The 23970-nt window shown below is 74.0% G+C and carries 23 protein-coding genes and 3 tRNA genes; 17 read left to right on the plus strand and 9 right to left on the minus strand.

Going from position 1 to position 23970, the window contains the following annotated elements; genetic code table 11:
• Window positions 1–22: 22 nt before the first annotated feature.
• Window positions 23–1174 (minus strand): FAD-dependent oxidoreductase, encoded by a 1152-nt coding sequence (locus ACFVNO_RS12960; RefSeq protein WP_378892170.1) that lies wholly within the window; start codon window positions 1172–1174, stop codon window positions 23–25.
• A gap of 5 nt (window positions 1175–1179) precedes the next feature.
• Window positions 1180–2094: an RNA polymerase sigma-70 factor gene (locus ACFVNO_RS12965; protein ID WP_378892173.1), complete on the minus strand. Its 915-nt coding sequence runs from the start codon at window positions 2092–2094 to the stop codon at window positions 1180–1182.
• 111 nt (window positions 2095–2205) lie between these two features.
• Here ACFVNO_RS12965 and ACFVNO_RS12970 point away from each other — a divergent pair, with 111 nt between their 5' ends.
• A complete protein-coding gene (locus tag ACFVNO_RS12970) occupies window positions 2206–2742 on the plus strand; it encodes a GNAT family N-acetyltransferase (RefSeq protein WP_355262803.1) in 537 nt (178 codons plus the stop codon).
• Window positions 2743–2888: 146 nt separating this feature from the next.
• Here the strand turns inward: ACFVNO_RS12970 and ACFVNO_RS12975 are convergent, their stop codons facing one another.
• The 6 genes from ACFVNO_RS12975 to ACFVNO_RS13000 all read right to left on the minus strand — a co-directional run bounded on the left by ACFVNO_RS12975 (window position 2889) and on the right by ACFVNO_RS13000 (window position 8235).
• Window positions 2889–3101 (minus strand): hypothetical protein, encoded by a 213-nt coding sequence (locus tag ACFVNO_RS12975; RefSeq protein WP_355262800.1) that lies wholly within the window; start codon window positions 3099–3101, stop codon window positions 2889–2891.
• A 92-nt stretch (window positions 3102–3193) separates the two neighbouring features.
• Entirely contained in the window at window positions 3194–3403 is a 210-nt protein-coding gene (locus tag ACFVNO_RS12980) for a hypothetical protein (protein ID WP_220563435.1), read from the minus strand.
• 294 nt (window positions 3404–3697) lie between these two features.
• On the minus strand, window positions 3698–4219 hold the full coding sequence (locus tag ACFVNO_RS12985) for a hypothetical protein (protein ID WP_355262797.1): 522 nt from the start codon (window positions 4217–4219) through the stop codon (window positions 3698–3700).
• Window positions 4220–4398: 179 nt separating this feature from the next.
• Entirely contained in the window at window positions 4399–5061 is a 663-nt protein-coding gene (locus ACFVNO_RS12990; RefSeq protein ID WP_355262794.1) for an NAD(P)H-binding protein, read from the minus strand.
• Window positions 5062–5330: 269 nt separating this feature from the next.
• Entirely contained in the window at window positions 5331–6317 is a 987-nt protein-coding gene (locus ACFVNO_RS12995) for a 2-oxoacid:ferredoxin oxidoreductase subunit beta (RefSeq protein WP_255647122.1), read from the minus strand.
• Between the two features lie 67 nt (window positions 6318–6384).
• Complete coding sequence (locus ACFVNO_RS13000) at window positions 6385–8235, minus strand: 2-oxoacid:acceptor oxidoreductase subunit alpha (RefSeq protein WP_355262791.1); 1851 nt, start codon at window positions 8233–8235, stop codon at window positions 6385–6387.
• 473 nt (window positions 8236–8708) lie between these two features.
• On the opposite strand from ACFVNO_RS13000, the gene ACFVNO_RS13005 reads away from it, so the two are divergent.
• Entirely contained in the window at window positions 8709–9566 is an 858-nt protein-coding gene (locus ACFVNO_RS13005; protein WP_355262788.1) for a M48 family metalloprotease, read from the plus strand.
• 125 nt (window positions 9567–9691) lie between these two features.
• On the opposite strand, the gene ACFVNO_RS13010 is transcribed toward ACFVNO_RS13005, so the two are convergent.
• Complete coding sequence (locus ACFVNO_RS13010; protein WP_355262785.1) at window positions 9692–10189, minus strand: YajQ family cyclic di-GMP-binding protein; 498 nt, start codon at window positions 10187–10189, stop codon at window positions 9692–9694.
• A 234-nt stretch (window positions 10190–10423) separates the two neighbouring features.
• Here ACFVNO_RS13010 and ACFVNO_RS13015 point away from each other — a divergent pair.
• The 15 genes from ACFVNO_RS13015 to ACFVNO_RS13085 all read left to right on the plus strand — a co-directional run bounded on the left by ACFVNO_RS13015 (window position 10424) and on the right by ACFVNO_RS13085 (window position 23945).
• Window positions 10424–10505 (plus strand) — tRNA-Tyr (locus ACFVNO_RS13015).
• Between the two features lie 420 nt (window positions 10506–10925).
• Window positions 10926–11171, plus strand: coding sequence for a hypothetical protein (locus tag ACFVNO_RS13020; protein WP_220563428.1), 246 nt, complete (start codon window positions 10926–10928; stop codon window positions 11169–11171).
• A gap of 55 nt (window positions 11172–11226) precedes the next feature.
• Window positions 11227–11472, plus strand: coding sequence for a hypothetical protein (locus ACFVNO_RS13025; RefSeq protein WP_220563427.1), 246 nt, complete (start codon window positions 11227–11229; stop codon window positions 11470–11472).
• A gap of 11 nt (window positions 11473–11483) precedes the next feature.
• On the plus strand, window positions 11484–11732 hold the full coding sequence (locus ACFVNO_RS13030; protein WP_378892182.1) for a hypothetical protein: 249 nt from the start codon (window positions 11484–11486) through the stop codon (window positions 11730–11732).
• A gap of 11 nt (window positions 11733–11743) precedes the next feature.
• On the plus strand, window positions 11744–12019 hold the full coding sequence (locus ACFVNO_RS13035; protein WP_220563425.1) for a hypothetical protein: 276 nt from the start codon (window positions 11744–11746) through the stop codon (window positions 12017–12019).
• Between the two features lie 108 nt (window positions 12020–12127).
• Window positions 12128–12628 carry a hypothetical protein gene (locus ACFVNO_RS13040; RefSeq protein WP_355262778.1) on the plus strand — a complete coding sequence of 167 codons (501 nt, stop codon included), beginning with the start codon at window positions 12128–12130 and terminating at the stop codon, window positions 12626–12628.
• Between the two features lie 146 nt (window positions 12629–12774).
• Entirely contained in the window at window positions 12775–13980 is a 1206-nt protein-coding gene (locus ACFVNO_RS13045) for a DUF2397 family protein (protein WP_378892187.1), read from the plus strand.
• Window positions 13980–15320 carry a TIGR02678 family protein gene (locus ACFVNO_RS13050; RefSeq protein WP_355262772.1) on the plus strand — a complete coding sequence of 447 codons (1341 nt, stop codon included), beginning with the start codon at window positions 13980–13982 and terminating at the stop codon, window positions 15318–15320. Before ACFVNO_RS13045 ends, ACFVNO_RS13050 begins: the two co-directional genes overlap by 1 nt.
• The gene (locus tag ACFVNO_RS13055) at window positions 15289–19830 is read left to right on the plus strand and encodes a TIGR02680 family protein (protein WP_378892191.1); all 4542 of its coding nucleotides are present in this window, start codon (window positions 15289–15291) and stop codon (window positions 19828–19830) included. The genes ACFVNO_RS13050 and ACFVNO_RS13055 overlap by 32 nt, the downstream gene beginning before the upstream one ends.
• Window positions 19831–20031: 201 nt before the next feature.
• Complete coding sequence (locus ACFVNO_RS13060; RefSeq protein WP_378892194.1) at window positions 20032–22125, plus strand: AAA family ATPase; 2094 nt, start codon at window positions 20032–20034, stop codon at window positions 22123–22125.
• Between the two features lie 251 nt (window positions 22126–22376).
• A tRNA-Thr gene (locus ACFVNO_RS13065) sits at window positions 22377–22452 on the plus strand.
• A 100-nt stretch (window positions 22453–22552) separates the two neighbouring features.
• Window positions 22553–22628 (plus strand) — tRNA-Met (locus tag ACFVNO_RS13070).
• 134 nt (window positions 22629–22762) lie between these two features.
• On the plus strand, window positions 22763–22912 hold the full coding sequence (rpmG, locus tag ACFVNO_RS13075; RefSeq protein ID WP_014910184.1) for a 50S ribosomal protein L33: 150 nt from the start codon (window positions 22763–22765) through the stop codon (window positions 22910–22912).
• Window positions 22913–23042: 130 nt separating this feature from the next.
• Window positions 23043–23486, plus strand: coding sequence for a MaoC family dehydratase N-terminal domain-containing protein (locus ACFVNO_RS13080; RefSeq protein WP_220565356.1), 444 nt, complete (start codon window positions 23043–23045; stop codon window positions 23484–23486).
• Between the two features lie 33 nt (window positions 23487–23519).
• Window positions 23520–23945, plus strand: coding sequence for a MaoC family dehydratase (locus ACFVNO_RS13085; protein ID WP_220563419.1), 426 nt, complete (start codon window positions 23520–23522; stop codon window positions 23943–23945).
• Window positions 23946–23970 lie beyond the last annotated feature (25 nt).

Here is a 23970-nt window from a genome sequence, read left to right on the forward strand (position 1 = left end):
CCGCCCCCGGCCCCGGCGGTGGTCAGACGGAGCGGGGGGCGCGGGCCGAGACCGCCGCCGCGGCGGCGCGGACCGCGCTCGCCACCGAGACCTCGCCCAGCAGGCCGGGCGCGGCCACCGAGTCCCCCGCCAGGTACACGCCGTCCCCCCGGTCGACCGCCGGGCGGTCGCGCCAGGTGGTGCCCGGCAGGTCCAGTGCCCCGGTGCGCCCCCTGGCGACCTGGTCGCGGCGCCAGGTCACCCGGCTCCGCCAGGCCGGCAGCGACATGTCCAGCAGCCGCTCCAGCCGGTCGGTCACCGCCGCCCGGGACTCCCCGGGCCGCACCGGGATCTGCGCCTGCACCAGCTCCTCGCCCTCGGGGGCGAGCGTGCGGTCCACCCGCGTGTACCGCTCCACGAACCCGCACTCGTCGGCGTCGAACACCACGAACGGGTCCCGCCCCCGGCGCAGTCCCAGGTCCACGAGCAGCGCGTGCCCGCTCTCCCACTCCAGCGACGGGTCGCCCAGCAGCACGCGGGCCGACGCCAGGGAGGTCGCCACGATCACCGGCCGGTCCCCGGGCAGCGCGTCCACCCGCGCCCCGGTCTCGATCCGCACGCCCATCTCCCGGGCCCGCCGGGCCATCCGGCCGACCAGCGCGGTCCAGCCGCCCACCACGTACAGCGGCGCCGGCCGCTTCGGCGACAGCACCCGCTGGAACCTCTCCCACACGAACTCCGCCGACAGCCGCGAGGGGTCGTGGTCGAACAGCGCCACCCCCATGTAGTTCGCGGCCACCCGCGCGGACCTCTCGCCCAGGTGCTCGCGCGCCCAGGACCCGAAGTCGCGGTCGTGCGGGGCGCGCAGGCGCCGGCGCGCGGCCGCGCCCAGCAGTGCGGGCGACAGGGCCGACCGCACCCGGCCGTCCTCGCGCATCCTCACCCCGGGGACCGCCGCCAGCGGGAACCGGCGGTACGCCGGGACCAGGTCCCGCTCCAGCAGCCACTGCGCGGCGAACCCGTCGCCGTACAGCACGTGCGGTCCCTCGTTGGCCACGTACGGCGGGTCGGTCGCCCGGGCCCGTCCGCCCGGGGCGGAGTGTGCTTCGTACAGGGTCACGGAGGCGCCGCTCTCGGCGCCGGCGATGGCCGCGGTCAGACCGGCGAGGCCACCGCCCACAACGGTGAGTTCCATACCCCCTAGGACGGATCGGGCAGGCGCAGATGTGACATCTTGTCGGGGTTGGCCACCAGGTACACGTTCCGGATCCGGCCGCCGTCCACGTCCAGGACGACCGCGGCGACGATCCGGCCCGCGGCGGCGCAGATCAGGGCCGGGGCCCCGTTGACCTCGCCGACCTCCACGCGGATGTCCGCCGCCGGCGCGCCGACCGACGCCAGGAACTTCTCGAAGCTCCCCGGCAGCGCCATCAGGAACCGGCCGACCTTGTCCCGGCCCAGCAGCACCCGCAGCGGCGCCCTGGCCTTGCCGCCGCCGTCCCCGACCAGGGTGGCGTCCTCGGCGAGCAGCCCCTTGAGCCCGTCCAGGTCGCCCTCCATGGAGGCCCGGAGGAAGCGCTCGGTGATGCGCCGCCGCGCCGACCGGTCCGCCTCGAACCGCGGCCGGCGCTCGCGCACGTGGTCGCGGGCGCGCCGGGACAGCTGCCGGGTGGCGGCCTCGCTGCGCTCGATGATCTCGGCGATCTCCGCGTACGGCATCTGGAAGGCCTCCCGGAGCACGAACACCGCGCGCTCCAGCGGGCTGAGCGTCTCCAGCACCACCAGGAACGCGAACTCCACGGTGTCGGCGAGCTCGGCCCGGTCGGCGCCGTCGGGCAGGTCGCTCACGGGCTCGGGCAGCCATTCGCCCACGTAGGACTCCCGGCGGGCGCGGGCGCTGCGCAGCCGGTCGATGGCCAGCCGCGAGACGATGGTGACGAGGTAGGCGCGCGGGTCCTCGATCCCGGACCGGTCGGCGCCGGACCAGCGCGGCCACGCCTCCTGGACCACGTCCTCGGCGTCGGAGGCGGTGCCCAGGATCCGGTAGGCGACCCCGGTCAGCGCCGAACGGTGGGCTTCGAAGACACCGGCGGCGTCGGAGGTATCGGTCGTCATGACACAGAAGACGTACCACGCACCCCCCGGTGTGACACCCGCCGGGGGATGATTCCGTAGGTGTCCTCCCCGCGGGACGACACCCGCGGAACGGAACGAGGAGTGGGACGGATGTACCGATTGCGGCTCTGGGAGCCGGGCGACGCCGAACGCCTGCTGTCGGCCTTCGCCGAACCCGGGCTGGCCTGGCAGTCCCCGGAGGTCCCCGCCACCGGGGAGGAGGCGCTGGCCTGGATCGGCCGTCAGCGGACGGCCGCCGAGGCGGGCGACGCGTTCGGGTTCGCCGTCACGGACGGGACGGGCGTCGCGCTGGGGCACGTGCAGGTGTCGGTGACCAGCCGCACCCACGACCTGGGCTGGGTGTCCTACTGGGTCCACGCCGACGCCCGCGGGCGCGGGGCGGCCACGGCGGCGGCCCTGCTGGTCGCCGAGTACGCCTTCGCGGAGACCGGCCTGTTCCGGCTGGAGCTGGGCCACCGGCTCAACAACCCGGCCTCCTGCCTGGTGGCGCGGCGCGCGGGGTTCCGGCCGGAGGGGATCGAGAGGCAGAAGCTGCACTACGGCGACGAGCGCTTCGACACGGGCACGCACGCCCGGCTGCGCACGGACGGAGTGGCCGGGGTCCCGCTCACGGCCTGCGGCTCCTGAGCCGTCGGGCCGGGCGCGCCCGGCCCCGGACACGCGAACGGCGCGGGCCGGGTGCAGGCCGGACCGCGCCGGAGTTCACGCTTGGAACCGGTTCGCACGAGGGCGGGGCGTGTCGACCGCCCCCGCCCTCGGCCACGGGGCCGTGACTAGTCCAGGGCCACGATGCCCGAGGTGGACTCGTTGGAGACCACGTTGCAGCCGTCCATGCTGACCAGCGAGAAGGTGATCACGTCGGCGCAGATGGGCACGGTGATGTTCTGGATGTCGGCGTTGTTGTCGGCCGCGGCGGTGCCGGTCATCGCGCCGAAGGCGAGGCCGGTGGCGAGGAGGAGGCCGGAGACGGAGGCGAAGCGCTTCATGATGTAGGTCCTTTTCGGTTACGGGTGTGAAGGTCGTGCACGGTGGGACGGTGACGTCCCGGGTCGGCGGCCGCGGGGGCCGCCGGGGCCGGCTAGCCGGCGGCGATGCCGGAGGTGGCGTCCCAGCTGACGACGTTGCAGCCGTCGGCGCTGACGCCCGCGGCCTGGAGAACGTCCACGCACACCGGGATGGTGAGGTTCTGGACGTTGGCGTTGTTGTCGGCCGCGGCGGTGCCGGTCATCGCGCCGAAGGCGAGGCCGGTGGCGAGGACGAGGCCGGAGATCTTGGCGATGCGGGTCATCGTGGAAACCTTTCGGAAGCTCACTAACGGGGTGGCTGTAGCCGCCGGAATTAACTTAGCGTAGTCATCCGCATGCCCGGAGTACTTTGAGGGAAGAATCCAGAGTTTCTTCGAGGTTTTCTCGGGTTCCTGTCCGACATGAAAGACATGTCGGAGGACCGGCCCCCTCCGTGTTACAGAACCGAGAGATCCGCCCGCCCGCACGCGCCCCCGTTCGCCCCCCGCGCACGCGAAAGGGGCCCGTGCGGCTCACCGCACGGGCCCCTTTCGCACCCCCTCACCGAGGGGCCGGGGTCACCAGCCCTGCTGCTGTCCGTAGCCCGGGTACTGCTGCCCGTATCCGGGCTGCTGCTGGCCGTAACCCGGCTGCTGCCCGTAGCCCGGGTACTGCTGCTGGTCGTAACCGGGGTACTGCTGCTGCTGGCCGTAGCCCTGCTGCTGTCCGTAACCCGCGTAGGGGTCCGGCTGGGCCCCGGTGTGCTGCGGGTAGGCCTGCTGCTGGCCCGACGGCTCCGGCTGCTGCGCCTCCTGCTGCTGCGCCGCGTCCTTCTTCTTGGCCTCGGGGTCCGGGCGGAAGATGAACATGCGGGTCGGCTTGTCCTTCTCGCCGTCCTCACCCGGGGTGATCAGGTCCAGCCGCCAGCCGGCCTCCTCGATCCCCTCCAGGATGCGGGTCAGGCCCGGGCGCAGCTTGCTGGAGGCCTCGTCGTAGGCGTTGATCTCCAGCTGGATGATGAACATCCGCCGCTTCTGCTGCGCCGCGACCTTGGCGTGCTCGACGACCGTGCTGTCCCTCACGACCTGTGTGACGCTCATGAATAACCGTACCCATCTGCTCTGTAGGAGCCGTCAGTACCCGTCGGGCTGCTATACCCGGTCATCCGCGTCCAACCGTGGCGGGACTCCGCCGGGTTCCGCCAACCATCATGCCTTCTATGGGTCCATCTGGCCACAGAAGGACGGAAGCGGCCGCTCTGAGCGGCCGCGTTCGGCTTTCAGCGGGCGGCGGCGCGGACGGCCTCGACGACGGGCGTCTCACCGTTCACGAGGTTGAGAACCCTCCCGACCGTCTCCGGTTCGTCCAAGAGGGCGACGATCACGGCGGCGACGTCGTCCCGGGTCACCGAGTCGCGCTCCACCTTCTCGCCCAGGGCCACCCGGCCGGTGCCGGGCTCGTCCGTGAGGCGCCCCGGGCGTAGGATCGTCCAGTCCAGCTCCAGGGTGCGTTCGCGCAGGTCGGCGTCGGCCGCGCGCTTGGCCTCCACGTAGGCGGCCCACACCTCGTCGCTGTCGGGCGGGAGCGGGTTGTCCACGCCGATGGCGGAGACCTGGATCAGGCGGCGCACCCCGGCCAGCGAGGCGGCGTCGGCGGTCAGCACCGCGGCCCTGTGGTCGACGGTCTCCTTGCGGGCGGCCCCGCTGCCCGGCCCGGCGCCCGCGGCGAACACCACGGCGTCGGCGTTCATGACCTTCTCCGTCAGCTCGGTGACGGTGGCCTTCTCCAGGTCGATCAGCACGGGCTCGGCGCCCGCGTCGACGACGTCCTGCGAGTGGTCGGGGTTGCGGATGAGGGCGACGGGCTCGTCCCCGCGCGCGGCCAGCAGCCCGGCCAGCCGCAGCGCGATCTTCCCGTGTCCCCCGGCGATGACGATACGCATACCGGCACCCTAAACCCGGGCTCCGCCCCCGCGGGGCTCCCGGCGCCCGGTCGTGCGCCACACCCCGGCGGGGGAATGCGGACGGCCCGCCCCCGCCATGAGGCGGAAGCGGGCCGCTGCCGACCGCGTCGTGTCTCCGGGGGCCGTTCCTGCGAACGCCCTCCTGTGCGCCCGGGGGCCGCGAGCCCGGGGCCCGCGACGCGCGGGCGGGGACGAAGACCCCCGCCCGCCGACGGGCGTGCCGGAGCGGGGGCCCGAAAGAACACGGCCTAGTCGACGACCCAGGTGTCCCCGCCCGCGAGCAGGGCCGCCAGCTCCCCGTCGCCGCGCTCGGCGCGGGCGTCGGCGATCTGCTCGTTGACCAGGTCGTCGTAGGTGGGACGGCGCACGTCCCGGAACACCCCGATCGGCACGTGCTCGAACGCCGGGCGGTCCAGCCGCGACAGCGCGAACGCGTACCCCGGGTCCTCCCGGTGCGCGTCGTGGCGGATCACCCGGTCCTCGCCCGCGGACTCCGCGTCCACCACCTCCAGGCCGCCGTACTCCCCGGCGACCACGCCCCGGCCGTCGCCCAGGCGCAGCGGCTCGCCGTGCTCCAGCCGCAGCAGCCGGGTGTCCCCGGCCCGCGGGTCCTTCAGCGGCTCGAACGCGTCGTCGTTGAAGATCGGGCAGTTCTGGTACACCTCCACGAACGACGCGCCCGGGTGCTCGGCCGCCGCCCGCAGCACCGACGTCAGGTGCTTGCGGTCGGAGTCGACCGACCGCGCCACGAACGTGGCCTCCGCGCCCAGCGCCAGCGACACCGGGTTGAACGGGTGGTCCAGCGACCCCACCGGCGACGACTTGGTGATCTTGCCGGCCTCGGAGGTGGGCGAGTACTGGCCCTTGGTCAGCCCGTAGATCCGGTTGTTGAACAGCAGCACGTTGATGTTCACGTTGCGGCGCAGGGCGTGGATCAGGTGGTTGCCGCCGATCGACAGCCCGTCGCCGTCACCGGTGACCACCCACACCGACAGGTCGGGGCGGCTGGTGGCCAGGCCGGTGGCGATCGCCGGGGCGCGGCCGTGGATCGAGTGGACCCCGTACGTGCTCAGGTAGTACGGGAACCGGGAGGAGCAGCCGATCCCCGACACGATCACGATGTTCTCGCGCGGCACCCCCAGCTGGGGCAGGAACGACTGGAACGCGGCCAGGATCGCGTAGTCGCCGCACCCCGGGCACCAGCGCACCTCCTGGTCGGACTTGAAGTCCTTCATCTTGTAGGCGGTGTCGGTCTTGGGCACCAGCCGGAGCCCCGCGAAGCCGCCGTCCCCCTGCGTGTGCTCAGTCACGGTCGATGACCTCCTGAAGCGCTCCCGCCAGCTCCTCCGCCTTGAACGGCAGGCCGCGGACCTTGTTGTAACCGATGACGTCGACCAGGAACCGGCCGCGCAGCAGCAGGGCCAGCTGGCCCAGGTTGATCTCCGGCACGACCACCCGGTCGTAGCGGCCCAGCACCTCGCCCAGGTTCGCCGGGAACGGGTTGAGGTGGCGCAGGTGCGCCTGCGCGACCCGGCGGCCGGTGCGGCGCACCCGGCGGACCCCCGCGGTGATCGACCCGTAGGTGCCGCCCCAGCCCAGGACCAGGACCCGGGCCTCCCCGCCGGGATCGTCCACCTCCAGTTCGGGGATGTCGCGGGCGATGGCGTCCACCTTGGCCTGCCGGGTGCGCACCATCAGGTCGTGGTTGGCCGGGGTGTAGGAGATGTCGCCCGTCTCGGCGTGCTTCTCGATGCCGCCGATCCGGTGCTCCAGCCCGGCGGTGCCCGGCACCGCCCAGGGCCGGGCCAGGGTGTCCTCGTCGCGCAGGTACGGCAGGAAGGCCCCGTCGGGCCCGTTGGGCTCCGTCGCGAACCCCGGCTCGATCACCGGCAGGTCGGCCACCTCCGGCAGCCGCCACGGCTCAGAGCCGTTGGCCAGGTACCCGTCGGAGAGCATGATCACCGGCGTCCGGTAGGTGACGGCGATCCGCACCGCCTCCAGGGCCGTCGCGAAGCAGTCGGCCGGGGAGGCCGGTGCCACCACCGGCAGCGGCGACTCGCCGTTGCGCCCGTGGAGTGCCATCAGCAGGTCGGTCTGCTCGGTCTTGGTGGGCATGCCGGTGCTCGGCCCGGCCCGCTGCACGTCGACGATGACCAGCGGCAGCTCGGTCATCACCGCCAGCCCCACCGTCTCCTGCTTGAGCACCATGCCCGGACCCGAGGTGGTGGTCACCCCCAGGGCCCCGCCGAACGCCGCGCCCAGGGCGGCGCCCACGCCGGCGATCTCGTCCTCGGCCTGGAACGTGCGCACCCCGAACGCCTTGTGCCGGGACAGCTCGTGCAGGATGTCCGAGGCCGGGGTGATCGGGTAGGAGCCCAGGAACAGCGGCAGCCCCGACCGCCGCGAACCGGCGATGAGCCCGTAGGCGGTGGCCAGGTTCCCGGTGATGTTGCGGTAGGTGCCGGCGGGCAGCCGGGCGGGCTTGATCTCGTAGGAGACCGCGAAGTCCTCGGTGGTCTCGCCGAAGTTCCAGCCCGCCTGGAACGCGGTGAGGTTGGCCTCCAGGATGTCCGCCTTCTTGGCGAACTTGGACTTCAGGAAGGCCGTCGTGCCCTCCGTCGGCCGGTTGTACATCCACGACAGCAGGCCCAGCGCGAACATGTTCTTGGCGCGCTCGGCGTCCTTCTTGGAGATGTCCAGGCCCTTCAGGGCCTCCACCGTCATGGAGGTCAGCGGTACCGCGCTCACCTTGAACCCGTCCAGGGTTCCGTCGGTGAGCGGGTCGGCGGCGTAGCCGACCTTGGTCAGGGCGCGCTTGGTGAACTCGTCGGTGTTGGCGATCACGGTGGCGCCGCGTGGCAGGTCGGCCAGGTTGGCCTTCAGCGCCGCCGGGTTCATGGCCACCAGGACGTCCGGGGCGTCGCCCGGGGTCATGATGTCGTGGTCGGCGAAGTGCAGCTGGAAGCTGGAGACACCGGGCAGGGTCCCGGCGGGCGCACGGATCTCCGCGGGGAAGTTCGGCAGGGTCGACAGGTCATTGCCGAACGCGGCCGTTTCCTGGGTGAAGCGGTCACCGGTCAGCTGCATCCCGTCGCCGGAGTCCCCGGCGAAGCGGATGACGACGCGGTCGAGCTGTTCGATCTGTTTGGACACTGAGATCGACGACCTCCTCGGCCGCCGGTTGTCGGGGCGGCGGCGCTTGTGAGTGTCAGCCCTCCGGCCGGGGCGCACCGCTGCGGGGCGGCCCCCCGGTCCTGCGAGGACACGGACGGGGAGTGCGGCCCCCGCGTCCACCGGGTGCGCCAACCCTGGGGAACGCGGCGAGGCACGACCGCGCGCGGACGCGGAGCGGTGTCCGCGGCCTCGCGCAGGGAGTGATCAGGGCCACGTTCGCACTATAGGTCGTCGGGGCGGCGCGGACCGCGGCCGGGTGGCGATTGTCACATGTGCGCCGGGGGCGGTGCGGAGGGCGGGCGCCGCGGCCGCCGTGCCCGGGATCCGGCCCCGCGGCCGCCACGTGGGAGGGGCCGACCGGGGAGGACGTCCGAACCGGGAACGCGGGACCCCGATCCGCACGTTCATCACCATGTACACATACAGGGACGAGAGAGCGGGGAGGTGGCGGCGTGCACGTCGGTGCGGCGCGCGCGGTCGGTCTGTTCATCGGCGTCTCGGCGGTCCTCCTCCTCGCGGGCTGGCTGTGCGCCGCCGGCAAGGGGTTCCAGTTCGCCGTGACGGTGGTGGTGGCCGCCGGGATCCTGGTGCACCTGTTCGGGGACTCGCTGGCGCTGCGCGCCATGCGGGCCCGGCCGGTGGGGGAGATCGAGAAGCCCGACCTGTACCGGACGGTGCGGGAGACGGCCACGGCCGCCCGCCAGCCCATGCCGCGGCTGTACCTGTCGCCGATCCGCTCGCCCAACGCGTTCGCGACCGGGACGGGCCGCCGGGCCGCGCTGTGCTGCACGACCGGGCTGCTGGAGACGCTCGACGAGCGCGAGCTGCGCACCGTCATCGCCCACGAACTGGCGCACATCAAGGCCGCGGACACCCTGGCCGGCTCGGTGACCGTCACGCTCACGGGGCTCATCACCGCGCTGAGCGCGGTCGCCTTCCTGGTGCCGCTGGGCGACTCGGAGGAGATGGACGTCCCCGAGCTGCTGGGCGGGCTGCTGGTGGCGCTGCTGGCACCGGTCGCGTTCCTGGTGGTGCGCGCCGGGGCGGGGCGGCGCAGCGAGTTCCGGGCCGACGAGCAGGCGGCGCGGACCACCGGGGACCCGGAGGCGCTGGCCTCGGCCCTGCTCAAGCTGGAGGCGGGCATGCGCGAGCACCCGCTGCCCCGGCAGCGGACGCTGCTCCCCGCGGCGCACCTGATGACCACCAACCCGTTCCCCACGGGGGCCTGGCGGCTGTTCGCGGCCCATCCGCCCACCGCGGAGCGGGTGCGGCGGCTGCGCGCCCTCCGCAGGGGCTGGGACCTGGGCTGACACCGCTCCCGTCCGCCGACGCCGCAGAACGCCGAACGGCCGCCCCCAGGGGCGGCCGTTCGGCGTTCCACGGGCCCGGAGGCCGCAGGACCGCCCCGGAGGCCCGGAGAACACGGACCAGCGGTCTAGCGGTAGTTCACGAACTGGAGCGCCAGATCGAAGTCCTTCTCCTTGATGAGGTTCTGGACGGCCTGGAGGTCGTCCTTCTTCTTGGAGCTGACGCGCAGCTCGTCCCCCTGGATCTGGGCCTTGACGCCCTTGGGGCCCTCGTCGCGGATCAGCTTCGAGATCTTCTTGGCGTCCTCGGAGGTGATGCCCTCCTTGAGGCCGATCGGCAGGCGGTACTCCTTGCCGGAGATCTTGGGCTCGTCGGCGGCGTCGAGGATCTTCAGGGACAGCTTGCGCTTGACCAGCTTCTCCTTGAAGACCTCGAGGGCGGCCGAGGCGCGCTCCTCGGAGGTGCTGCGGATCTCGATGCCGTCCTCGCCCTGCCAGGAGATGGTGGTCCCGGTGCCCTTGAAGTCGAACCGCTGGGAGAGCTCCTTGCCCGTTTGGTTCAGGGCGTTGTCGACCTCCTGGCGGTCGAGTTTGGACACGACGTCGAAGCTGGATTCGGCGGCCACGTTCTCACACCCCGTTGCTGGGTCTGTCATGGTGGCGGGCGCCCGGGGGCACCCGCGCGATCGGTCGGAACCCGGCCGGCGGCGGCGCGGGCATGGTCCCAGAGCTTAGTGGGGACCCGGTTCGGGGCGCTCGAGGGGCGGACCGGGGCACGCCGGAGAAACCGATTTCAGGTTCGGGGGGAACATCCGCTATTCTCGTTCATGCGACGCGCGGAACCGCGAAGTCGCAGCCCAGGCAGGTTGCCCGAGCGGCCAATGGGAGCGGACTGTAAATCCGTCGGCTTAGCCTTCCAAGGTTCGAATCCTTGACCTGCCACACTGGGACCGGGGCCCCGACACCGTCAGGTGTCGGGGCCCCGTCGCGTTTCCGGACCTTCCCCCGCTCCGAACGCGCGGATGAGAGCCGGATCACACAACGGCTTCGGAACGCGGACGAACCGGTCGTTACGGTTCCATCACTCAGGGTGAACGGGATTCGGTCGGTCGCGGCTCTATAGCGGACGGGACACGGCCGGGTAACGCCCTCGGGGCGGCGTGTCGGAAAAGGAACCAAAAAAAGGATTCGCCGGACCGGCAAAAAGAATTCTCCCGACAAAATGGACAATTGCGTTCCGGGGGTTTCGGCGTTGACAAAAAACGGGGGGCCGTTGATGATTGCCACAGTCCACCGCGACACAGGTGCAAGAAGCGCCTGCGTCTTTTTCTGTCAACACCTCGACGATTTCCGGGGGAAGTCATGATCAAGAAGATGGCCGCTGCTGGCCTGGTCGCCGGTGCCGCGATGGGCGCGCTCCTCCTCGGAGCTCCCGCGCACGCTTCGCACGGCGGTGACCAGCAGTTCAACCAGAACCTCCAGCTGGTGCCGATCCAGTCCTGCAACCTGACCGGCAGCGTCGGTCTGGTCGCCGTCACCGTGCCCATCCTGTCGCCGCAGACCACCGGCGACTGCGTGAACGGCCCCATCGGCACCAACATCAGCTAGTTCCGGCAATAGCCCGACTGCGATCTTGCCTCAAATCTTTTCGAAAGGTAATTCAATGCTGCGTAAGCTCGGCGTTGCCGGCCTCGTCGCGGGCGCCGCTCTCGGCGCCGTTCTCGTCGCCACCCCGGCCTCGGCCTCCCACGGTGGCGACCAGCAGTACAACCAGAACCTGCAGGCGGTTCCGGTCCAGCTGTGCAACACCAGCGCCGCCGTCGGCCTGGTCGCCGTGAACATCCCGGTCCTGTCGCCGCAGACCACCGGCGACTGCGTCAACGGCCCGATCAGCACCAACATCGACTAGGAGATCCCGAAATGCTTCGCAAGCTCGTCACGACGACCGCCGTCGCGGGGATCGCCCTGGGCGCCGCGCTGTTCGCCACCCCGGCCTCCGCCTCCCACGGCGGTGACCAGCAGTACAACCAGAACCTGCAGGCGATCCCGGTCCAGCTGTGCAACACCGAGCTGGCCGTCGGCCTGCTCGCCGGTGTCAACGTGCCGATCCTGTCGCCGCAGACCACCGGCGACTGCATCAACGGCCCGGTCAGCACCAACATCGACTAGGGGGTACCGCCATGCTGCGCAAGTTCTCGATCGCCGGTGCGGTCGCAGGCATCGCGCTCGGTGCGGTCCTCGCCGCGTCCCCGGCGTCCGCCTCCCACGGTGGCGACCAGCAGTTCAACCAGAACCTGCAGCTCGTCCCGATCCAGCTCTGCAACACCGAGCTGGCGGTGGGCCTGGTCGGGGCCAACGTGCCGATCCTGTCGCCGCAGACCACCGGCGACTGCGTCAACGGCCCGGCGAGCACCAACGTCAGCCACGACCGCGATGGCGGCAACGGCTACAACTAGTCACCACCCTGTGGTGACGGCGGGGCCCGAGCCCCGTTGACGGGAAAGAGCGGTATCCAGAGGCCCCCCGGCGCGAGCCGGGGGGCCTCGTCGCAACGAGGAGGGGTCATGCGGGGCATCGGACCGTGGGTCGCCGCCGCGGCGGTCGCGGCGGCGGTCGCCGGGTGCGGGGGAGAGAGGGCACAGGAGCCGGAGGAGGGGGCGGCCCCGAGCGCCACCCCGCAGGAGCCGACGGCGCAGGCCCCGACGGACGGCACCGGGGCGTACGTCCTCAACCGGTACGGGGACGAGCAGGGGTTCGACGACCGCAGGCCGACCGAGTACGTCGCCACCGAGTTCACGACCTTCTCCGGGATGGAGTGGGACGAGTGGTCGCAGGACCGGGCGCGGGGGGAGGGCGACCTCCTCGGCACCTGGTGCATGGAGCAGGGGTGCCAGAACGACCCGTACGAGGTGGAGGTCGAGCTGGGCGACCCGGTCGACGTCGGGGGGACCCGCTACTTCACCACCTACACGATCACCGAGTACGACGAGGACATGACCGACGAGGTGCGCCGGGCACTGGAGGACGCCGACGGCGGCCGGCTCGGGTACCCGGCCCAGGAGTGACCGGGAACACCCGGGCGGGAGTGCCCGCGAGAATGATGCCAAAGTTCCTCAAACAGCCATAATCCCAGGTCACCAGCGGTGATTCGAGGGGGCTGAGGGGGAGAACCCGACGTGCGCCGTCCCCGAGGTCTCTACCCTGCTGAGGTGTGGGACTCAACCAGTGGGCGGATGACCGCGCGGACGACGAACGAAGCGGCGGCGAACGGCCGGCGCCACGCCACGGCCGCGCCGCGCTGCTGCGCCTGGCCTCGTGGTTCGAGGACGCCGGGCCGGAGCGCGCCGACGCGCTGGCCGCGGCCGCCTACGCCCTGTACCCGGCCCGCCACCTGAGGGGACGGGTCGACGAGGGCGTCGCCGCCACCACGGGGTGGTGGCAGGCCGAACCCGACCGCAGCACCGTCACCGAGCGGCCGGGCACCCGGCCGCCGGAGCCGGTCCGCGACCACCGCGCGCAGCAGGCCCGGCTGCGCGACGCCGCCGAGTCGTCGGCCCACTGGCGGCGCGCCGGCGCCGCCCAGGTCCGCGCGCTGCTGGCCCGGCCCACGGGGCCGCGCGCGCGCCTGGACCTGTCCGGGGCGGGCATGGAGGTGCTCATGGAGCTCCTCACCGCGGCGCTCGGCTCCGGCGACGCGGGCCGCGGCCCCACCGCGGCGGGCGACCTGGAGTTCGCCCTGCGCCTGCACGTGGTCTCCGCGCCCGGGTACGAGGTGGTCGTCCAGGGCGAGGGCGGCGAGCTGACCCTCGAGGGCCTGCGCCTGTGCGTGACCCCGTACGAGCAGCACGAGATCCCGGCGGGACTCCTGGAACCCCCGGCGCCCCCCCGGCCGCCGAACCCGCCCACGCCGTCCGTGCAGCCCGAGCCATCCGAGCCGACTGCGTCTTCTGCGCCGCCTGCGCACCCCGCATCACCTGCGCCGCCCGTGACATCCGAGCCTTCTGCGCCGTTCGCGCAGCCCGTGACACCGGTGCACCCCGGGGCGCCCGTGCCGTCCGGGGCACCCGCACCGCCCGCGCCGTCGGGTAACGACACACCGACCCCGCCCGGCGGCCTGCCCCTGGCGGCCCCGGACGACGAGGCGCCCACGCCCCCGCACGGCTTCCCCGCGGTCCAGGGCCCCCGGCCCGGCCCGGACCCCGACGCCTCCGTACCGCCCGGCGGCCACCCGGGCGCCGCCGGAGACCCCGACGCCGGGGAGGACCCGCGGCCGCGGACGGCGACCCCGCCCGGGGGGATCGCGGTGGACCCGCCCACCGGGGCGCTGCCCGTGGTCCGAAACGACGATGACGAGGACCGGGGCACCGGACCGGCCGGCCCCGGCCGGGAACGGCCGCGGACCGGGACGTGGGGGTGATGGAGTCGGACATCCACAGCGAGGACACCGCGCTCATCGGTGAACGGCAGGCGGCGGCGCGCGCCCTCATGGCGCGCCCCCTGCTCACCGAGCGCACCCACCCCGCGGAGCTCTCCCTCGTCCGCTCGCACGCCGAATGGCTCATCCAGCGCTTCCACCGCGTCCTGGGGTACCGCCTGACCGTCGCCGACGACCACGCCCGGCTCGTCAAGCGCGGACCCGGCGCGCCCGCGCCGCTGACGCGGCCCACCGGCGCGCCCTTCACCCCGCGCACCCACACCTACCTGGCTCTGACGCTGGCGGTGCTGGTCGAGGACACCGGCCCCATCGGCGTCCGGGAGCTCGCCGGCCGGGTCCGCGAGGCCGCCTACGAGGCGGGCGTCGACGCCGACCCCGCCCGCGGCCTGGGCGAGCGCCGCGCCTTCTGCGCGGCCCTGGAGTTCCTGGCCGGCCTGGGCGCCCTCACCGAGGCGGAGGGCCGCATCGCCGACCACCGCGCCGATGCCCTGGCCGACGTCCGGCTGGTCCCGCACACCCGCGTCGTCCGCGCGGTCGTCGCGCACCCGCCCAGGGCCGCCGACGACCCCGACTCCTTCCTCGCCGCCGCGTCCGTCGTCGACCCCGACGGCGACAACCAGGGCGAGATCGCCCTGCGCCGCCTCCTGGCCGAGACCGCCGTCGTCCTGCGCGAGGACCTCCCCGGCCGGCAGCGCGACCGGCTCGCCGCCCACCAGTGGCGGGCCGCCGCGGCCCTGGGCAACCTGCTGGGCTGCGACGTGGAGGTCCGCGCCGAGGGCGTCGCCCTCGTCCTGCCGGACGAGGCCGACGGCTTCCCCTCCGACGACCCCGTCGGCCAGGCGGCGCTCGCCCTCGTCCGCCACCTCTCCGGCCGCCTGCACCCCGGCCGCCCCGTCACCTCCGTCGCCGTCCCGGACCGGGAGCTGGACGCCGCCCTGGCGGTGTTCTGCGGCGCGGACGCCCCCGAACGCGCCGAGTGGTCCCGCACCGCGGGACCCGAGGTCCCCGACCCCGACCGGATGCGCGCCCTGGTGCTGGACCTGCTGACCGGGCTGGGCCTGCTCCGCGGCGCGCCCGGGGCCTGGAGCCTCGCCGCGGCGGCCGCCCGCTACGGGTCCGAAACGGACGAGCGCGTCCCCCGAATCCAGGACAATGACCATGACAGCCGGACACAATCCGCCCGAACGAGCGGTTCCGGTCAGGAAGAAGACTCCCCCGACCCCCGGAGAGACCTCGATCGGGTGGCGTCCGTGCTGCAAGCGGTGGCGAACGAGAAGGTGAGCGCGACCAGTGGTGACCCAGGAGACGACGGCGACGGCTGATCCCGCCGCCACCCCCCGCTACCGACTCGAACGCGCGGGCATCCGCAACGTCTGGCAGTACGACGACCACGTCCTCGAATTCGCCGAGGGCCGCCTGCTGCTGCGCGGCCGCAACGGCGCGGGCAAGTCCAAGGCGCTGGAGATGCTCCTGCCGTTCCTGCTGGACGGCGACACCCGCCGCCTGGACACCACCGGCACCAACCGCACCAGCCTGCGCTGGCTCATGGCCGAGGACCCGCGCGCCGGACGCCTGCCCGACCCCGAGGACACCGGGCCGGACCTGCTCGGCGGCCCGGAGGAACCCGAGGAGGAGGCCCCCGGCGAGCCGGAGGACGGCGCCGACGGCGCCCCCGCGATCCGCCTGGGCTACCTGTGGGTGGAGTTCACCACCGCCCGCGGCGACCGCGGCCTGGACGGCGCCGCCCGCGGCGCCGCCACCGCCTCCGCCCTGCTGGCCGCCGCGGCCGGCGGCCCGGACGCGGACGAGGACGCCCCCGAGCCCCGCCACCTCACCCTGGGCGCGGCGGTCATGGCGGTCGGGAACGCCGACCCCCGCTGCGTGTTCTTCGTCACCGAACGCCGCGTCGGCCACGACCTCGACCTCGTCGTCGACGGCCGGCCCAAGCCGGTCGACCGCCTGCGCTCGGAGATCGGCGCCGACAACTGCTACACCTCGGCCGTCCCCTACCGCGCCCGGGTGATGCGCGACCTCTTCGGCATCGACGACTCCGTCCGCTACCGCAACCTCATCCACCTGCTCTACCGGCTGCGCCGCCCCACCATCGGCGACCGCCTGGAGGCGGGCGAGCTGGTCGGCGTCCTCTCCGAGGCGCTGCCGCCCATGGACGAGTCCGTCCTGGACGAGGTCGCCCGCAACATCGCCGACCTGGAGCAGGCCCGCGCCGACAAGGACGCCCTCACCGCCGCGGGCGACGGCGTCTCCGCCTTCCTGGACGACTACCGCGCCTACCTGGTCGGCTCCCTGCGCGCCCGCGTCGCCGAGGTCCGCGAGCAGCTCGACGCCTGCGCCGAGCGCACCGCCGAGACCGACCGGCTGCGCGCCGAGCTCGACGACCTCATCACCGCCGAGAGCCGCATCGCGGAAGAACGCGACCAGGTCCGCCGCACCCGCGACACCGCCGCGGCCGACGAGGGCACCCTCGACGGCGCCCGCGGGGCCGCCGAGGCGGCCACCGCCGGCGAGCGCCGCGCCCTGGACGCGGCGGTCGGCGCCTACATCCGCGCCGCCGAGGCCTCCTGGGTCGCCGCCGAGCACGCCGAACGGGTCGAACGCACCACCATCGACCTGCTGGGCGAGGACACCGACGCCATCGGCCGCGCCCTGGACTCCCTGCGCCAGACCCACGCCGAGGCGGTCCGCGCCGCCACCGCCGCCGGCCTGGACGCCGAGCTCCTGGGCGCCGTCCCCGACACCACCGCCACCGTCCACACCCCCCGCGAGAGCACCACCCGCGTGGACCTCCAGGGCCTGGAGCAGGCGGTCGAACGCGAACCGGTCGAGGGCCTCGACCTCGACGCCCTGCGCGAGCACCTGGGCCGTCTGCACGACCGCCTCAGCGACGCCGCCGACCGCGCCACCGACCGCGCCGACCAGGCCGCCCGGCTCACCGGCCTCACCACCGCGGAGGCCGCCGCGGACCGCCGCCTGGTCGCCCTCACCAGCGAGGCCGAGAGCGCCGACGCCGTCCTGGAGCACGCCCACACCCGCGAACAGGACGCCATCGCCGACCTGCGCGCCCGCAGCGCCGACTACGCCGACGGCGTCCGCGCCTGGGCGGCGCGCCTGCGCGACTCCAGCCACGCCCACGCGCTGGGCGAGGCGGTCCACCGGCTGGAGGGCAGCGTCGAGCTGCCGATCACCGACTCCCTGCGCGTCCTGGACGCCTCCGTCCCGGCCACCGTCTCCCGCCTGGCCCACGCCGCCGTCGACCCCCTGCTGGAGGAGCTGCGGGCCCGCCGCGACGTCGCCGTCGGCGAGGAGGGCCGGCTCTCCGACGAGCTCGCCGAGCTCGCGGACCGCCGCGCCCGCGGCACCGAGCACGCCCCGGACCGGCCGGCCTGGGCCACCTACCCCCGCCCGGACTCCGAGGGCGTCCCCCTCTACCTCGCCGTCGACTTCGCCGACGGCCTCTCCACCCGCGAGCAGGCGGGTCTGGAGGCCGCCCTGGAGGCCTCCGGCCTGCTCACCGGGTGGATCCGCGCCGACGGCGGCCTCTACGACCCGGCCACCCGGGACCTCATGCTCACCCCGGCCCGCCCGGCCAAGGGCCGCACCCTCCTGGACGCCCTCGTCCCGGTGGCCGTCCCGGACCGGGGCGTGGGCCACGAGTCCCTGCGCGCCCTGCTCGCCTCCATCGCCCTGATCCCCGAACCCGGCGCCGCCCCGGGCTCCCCGGAGGGCGGCGAGGCCAAGCACCGCCGCGACGACTCGGTCGCCACCGTCAGCGCCATGTCCACGTCCGGCTCCTGGCGGCTCGGCGTCGCCTCCGGCGCCCACTTCAAGAGCGAGCCCGAGTACATCGGCGAGGCCGCCCGCAAACGCGCGCGCGACCGCCAGTCCGCCAACGCCGACCGCCGCATCGCCATCGCCGAGGCCCTGCTCGCCGAGGCGGGGGAGCGGCGCTGGGGGCTGGAGAACTCCTACGCCGAGCTCCTGGAGGTCGCCCGCGACCTGCCCGACCCGGCCCCGCTCATCCGCGCCTGGGCCGCCCTGGACATCGCCCGCGCCGACACGGCCGCGGCCCGCCGCGCCCACGACACCGCCGCGGGGGCGGCCGACGCCGCCCGCACCGAGCTCCTCGGCATCCGCGCCCGGCTGCGCGGCGCCGCGGACGAGCACGGCCTCTCCACCGTCCGCGCCGACCTCGACAGCTCCCTGCGCGCCCTGGACCACCTGCGCGTCCTCATCGCCTCGGAGCTGCGCGACCTGGAGGTCCTGGCCTGGACCCTGGCCGACCACGAGCGCCACATCGACGCCTGGCGGAGCGCCCGCGCCGACCGGGTCCTGGCCGAGGACGTGCGCGCCGCCGCCATCGACGACATGATCACGGTGCGCCGCCAGATCGAGCTCGGCGACCGCGCCCGCGGCGTCCCCGACGAGCAGCTCGACGCCGCCCGCGCCCAGGTCCGCGACCGCGCCGAGGCCGCCGCCCGCCGCCTGCCCGAGCTGGAGCGGGCCGCCCAGCGCGCCCGCGACGAGAGGGTCGGCGCCGAGGCCCGCCTGGACGCCGCCACCGCCGAACGCGCGGAGCAGGTCCGCCGCGCCCTGGCCGCGGGCGACCGCCTCACCGCGGCCCTGTCCCTGCCGGGCGAGGGCGACGCCCCCGACCTCCCGGACACCGTCCTGCTGGGCGCGGCGGGCCTGGCCGCCCGCGCCGCCGCGGACTCCCCGCTGGCCGCCCTCCTGGCCGCCCGCCCGGGCACCGCCGCCGACCCCGCGGCCACCGCCCCGGACGCCCGCCTGGCCCTGCTGCGGGACTGCGTCGCCGACCTGGAGGAGGGACTGGCCGGACAGGGGGAGGTCCCCGAGGTCGACGACAGCGCCATCCTGGGCAGCCGCGAGGAGCTGCACCGGCTCCTGACCTCCGTCGGCTGGGCCCAGACCCGCACCGAGCTCACCGAGCCGCGCGGCCTCAAGCGCCTCACCGTCCACGACGAGGACGGCTCCCGCGACATCACGGCCTACGCCGAACGCATCGCCGCCTCCGTCGCCGGGGCCGCGGAGACCGTCGCCATCGCCGAGGAGGAGGCCTTCGAGCGCCACCTGCTGGGCGAGCTGGCCGAGCACCTGGCCCGCCAGATCGACGAGGCCCGCGCCCTCATCGAGACCATGAACGACGTCCTCAAGGACGTCACGACCTCCGCCGGCCTGGGCGTGCGCCTGGACTGGCGGCTGGCCCCGGACGCCGGGGCCGACATCGAGGCCGTCGTCCCGCTGCTGGCCACCCCGGCCGAGGAGCGCACCCGCGTCCAGACCACCCGCCTGCGCGACACCCTGCGCCGCTGCATCGAGGCCATCCGCCGGCTGGACCCCACCGCCACCGGCGGAGCCCAGCTGCGGGCCGCCCTGGACTACCGCTCCTGGTTCACGTTCACGGTCTACGTGACCGACGCCACGGGCCACGAGCGCCGTCTGGGCCACCGCACCGCCCTCAGCCAGGGCGAGCAGCGCGTCGTCGCCTACCTCGTGCTGTTCGCCGCGGCCGCGGCCCACTTCGACGCCCTGGCCGCCCGGGCCCCCTGGGCGCCGCGCCTCATCCTCCTCGACGACGCCTTCGCCAAGGTGGACGAGCCCACGCACGGCCGCCTGCTGGGCCTGCTCGTGGAGCTCGACCTGGACTTCGTCCTCACCTCCGAACGCGTCTGGGGCTGCTTCGCCAGCGTGCCGAGCCTCAACATCTACGAATGCCTGCGCGACCCCAACGTGCCGGGCATCGCCACCCTGCACTTCACCTGGGACGGCAGCAGGCGCCGCCTGGTCGGCGTGTAGCCGTGCTCCCCCCGGACCCCCGCTCCGCCCCGGCCCGCCCGTCGCCCGCCGCCGTCCCCACCGGACGGCCCGCGGCCGCGGCACCGCCCGGGGACGCCCCCGGGCGGTGCTCCGACCACCGGGTACCGACCTTTACGGGCGGTTCTCGTGCGGGCTGTCCTAGTCTGCTTGTGCAGGAACGACGACAGATGGGGTACGACAATGACCCGGGTGCCCGAGGGGATCGAGACCGGCGACCGCGCCGAGGCCGCCACCGGTGACGACCCCACCGCCGCGGTCCTCATGGACGCACTGGCACGGTCGGGGCTGCCCCGCGGGGTCCACTCCTGGGTCACCGCCGCCCTGTGGGGCGAGGAGGCGCTCCAGGCCCGCGCCCAGGGGCACGCGGTGCCCGAGCCCCCGCCGCGGTCACCGGCCCCGCGGACGCCGGACCGGGTCCGCCGGGCCTACCTCACCCGCATCCGCGTCCAGGGCTTCCGCGGCATCGGCCGCCCGGCCGAGCTGGCCTTCCCCCCGGGGCCGGGCCTGACCGTCATCGTCGGCCGCAACGGCTCGGGCAAGTCCAGCTTCGCCGAGTCCGCCGAGGCCGCGCTCACCGGCCGCAACCCCCGCTGGGACGCCATGCCCACCGGCTGGCGCGACGGCTGGCGCAACCTGCACTACGACGAGAGCACCGAGGCGACCGTCGACATCCTCATCGCCGGCGACGACGCGCCCACGCGGATCACCCGCCGCTGGACCGGGGACAGCGTCCGCTCCGCCCGCGGCGAGATCATCCGCCCGGACGGCACCTCCGCGCCGCTGCGGGCCCTCGACTGGGGCGAGGACCTGGTCCGCTACCGGCCGTTCCTGTCCTACGACGAGCTGGGCCGCACCGTCTCCGGGCGCTCCGCGGAGCTGTACGACACCCTCACGGCCCTGCTGGGCCTCACCGGCCTGGCGGAGGCCGAGCGCCGCCTGGCGCGCTTCTGCGACTCCCTGGCCAAGCGCCGCGACCGCCCCTCCCGGGAGCTGCCCCGGCTGCTGGAGGCCCTGCACGCCTGCGACGACCCGCGCGCGGCCCGGGCCGCGGAACTCCTCACCGGCCCCGGCCTGGACTTGGACGCCCTGCGCCGCCTGGCCGAGGACGACGGTCCCAGCGACCCCGGCCTGCACGTGGTGATGCGCCGCCTGCGCCGCCTGTCGGTGCCCGAGCGCGTGGTGATGACCGACGTCGTCAACGAGCTGCGCGGCGCCTCGATGGAGCTGGCCATGGCGGCCGGCAACAAGAACGACCACGCCTACGGGGTGGTGCGCCTGCTGGAGGAGGCCATCGAGCACCACCAGCGCCACCCGGGGGAGACGACCTGCCCCACCTGCGACACCCCCGGCGCGCTGGGCTCGGACTGGGTCCGCCGGGCCCAGGCCCGGCTGCGCGTCCTGCGCCAGCAGGCGGCCCCGGCCGCGGCCGCCCACGAGCGCGCCGAAGCCGCCCGCGACCAGGCCCGGTTCCTCATGGCCCCGGCCCCCTCCTGGCTGCCGCCCGACAGCGAGCTGGGACGCGTGTGGTCCCTGTGGGAGTCGGGCGCCACCATCACCGACCTGGGCGAACTGGCCGACCACATCGAGACCGTCGGCAAGAGCCTGCGCGCCGCCGCCGTCAGCGCCCGCCGGGAGGCCTCCGAACGCCTGGAGGACCCCACCGGCGGCTGGGCGGAGGAGGCCGAGCGGCTGGGCGCCTGGCTCGACGACGCCAAGGAGGCGCTGGGCGCCCGCGACACCCTGGCCGAGGCCGAGGCGGCGCTCACCTGGCTGGCGGAGCAGGCCCGCCTGCTGCGCGAGGAGCGCCTGGGCCCGGTGGCGGGCCAGGCCGAACAGGTGTGGTTCCGGCTCCGCCAGGAACGCCACATCGACCTGCGGGGCATGCGCCTGATCGGGCGCGGCGCCCGCCGCCGGGTCGAGGTGGACGTCACGGTCGACGGCGTCGGGGACCAGACCAGCGCCCCGGGGCTGCTCAGCCAGGGCGAGTTCCAGGCCCTGGCGCTGTCCATCTGCCTGCCGCGCACCCTGGTCGACGGCAACCCGTTCGGGTTCCTGGTGCTGGACGACCCGGTCCAGGCGATGGACACCGAGACCGTGGAGGGGCTGTCCGCCGTCCTGGCGGAGGTGGGCCGCCACCGCCAGCTGGTGGTGTTCACGCACGACACCCGGCTGCCCGACGCCCTGCGCCGGCTGGGGCTGCCCGCCACCATCCGCACCATCAACCGGGACGCCATGTCCAACGTGTGGGTCTCCGACGGCTCCGACCGGTACTGAGCGCGCGGCGCGCGTCACATCCGGGGTCCTCCCGGACGGTCGGCGCGCGCCTCCCGGACCCCGGGGAACCCCTGCCGTACAGGGGTTTCGCGGCCTCCGGACGGGGGGCGGGCGGACCGCTCCGGGGCGGGCCGCATTCGATTTGGCAGAGCACCCCCCAACCCATGTATAGTCATGACCAGCGCAAGGGGGAACGCCCCGGAGGGCCGGGCCGAAAGGCCGGAACGACGGAGCGGGAACCCGGGCAGCGCGCCCCTTTAGCTCAGTCGGCAGAGCGTCTCCATGGTAAGGAGAAGGTCTACGGTTCGATTCCGTAAAGGGGCTCCACCACTTGATGAGGTCCGGTCCACTCAGGTGGGTGGCCGGTGGATCTCCGCCGGCCGACCGGGGCGGTTCCGAACACCACGGAAACCTCCCCTCCGATCGGGGCGGAGTAGCTCAGTCGGTAGAGCAAGCGGCTCATAATCGCTGTGTCGTCGGTTCAAGTCCGGCCTCCGCTACCACCTCGCCGACCCTTGGACACCACACAGTGTGCACCAGGGGTCGAGGCGGGGACTTCGCAGTGTTCACCCTCGGTGCACTGCAACACCAAGTCCGTCTTCCACGAGAAAGGCACTCCGACGTGGCTGCCACCGACGTGAGGCCGAAGATCACCCTGGCCTGCCAGGAGTGCAATCACCGTAACTACATCACGCGCAAGAACCGTCGGAACACCCCCGACCGGCTCACGATCAAGAAGTTCTGCCCGAACTGCCGCAAGCACAACGAGCACCGCGAGACCCGCTAGGTCCGCGTGAGCCGTTGCGGTCGATCGAACCGCGCGTGAGGAGCACGGCTTCTCATAGACTTCGAGCCCGGTGAGCGAATCGCTCACCGGGCCGTTCGCGTCCCAGGGCACCTTTCAGGAGAGGCAGAGCGTGGCGATCAACCCCGACTACGTGGGCCGGGAGTACCGGGCTCCGGAGGCCTACGAGGTCACCCGCGTCAAGATCCGCGAGTTCGCCGAGGCCGTGGGCGACACCGCCCCCGTCTACACCGACCCGGCCGCGGCCGAGGCCGCCGGATACGCCGACGTGGTGGCACCCCCCACCTTCCCCGTCATCCTCGGCATGGCGGGCTCCGCCCAGGCCATCGCCGACCCCGGGCTGGGCGTCGACTTCTCCCGCGTCGTCCACGGCGACCAGGGCTTCCGCTACAGCCGCCCGGTGGTCGCGGGCGACGTCCTCGACACCGTCACACGCATCACCGACGTCAAGGCACTGGGCGGCAACGAGCTGCTCACCCTGGAGACCGTCGCCACCGACGCCTCCGGCGACCACGTCGTCACGGCGGGCATGATGCTCGTCGTCCGCGGCGAGTAGACCACCGGCCCCCACAATCCGAGGAACGCGACAGTGAGCAAGCTGCGCCACGCCGACGTCGAGGTCGGCACCGAGATCCCCGAGCGGACCTTCACCGTCCGCCGCCTGGACCTGGTCCGCTACGCCGGGGCGTCGGGCGACTTCAACCCCATCCACTGGAACGAGCGCTTCGCCAAGTCCGTCGGCCTGCCCGACGTGATCGCGCACGGCATGTTCACCATGGCCCAGGCCGCCCGCCTCATCACCGACTGGACCGGCGACCCCGGCTCCGTCGTCGACTACTCGGTGCGCTTCTCCGCGCCCGTCGTGGTCCCCGACGACGACGAGGGCGCCGAGATCTCCGTCGGCGGCACCGTCAAGAAGAAGCACGACGACGGCACGGTCACCGTGGCCCTGAGCGCCCGCTCCGGCGGTGCCAAGGTCCTGGCCCGCTCCACCGCCGTCGTCCGCCTGGCCTGAGGCCGCAGCAGCAGGAGGAACACCC

The sequence above is a fragment of the Nocardiopsis sp. NPDC057823 genome, from assembly GCF_042797335.1.
Lineage (GTDB): Bacteria > Actinomycetota > Actinomycetes > Streptosporangiales > Streptosporangiaceae > Nocardiopsis > Nocardiopsis changdeensis.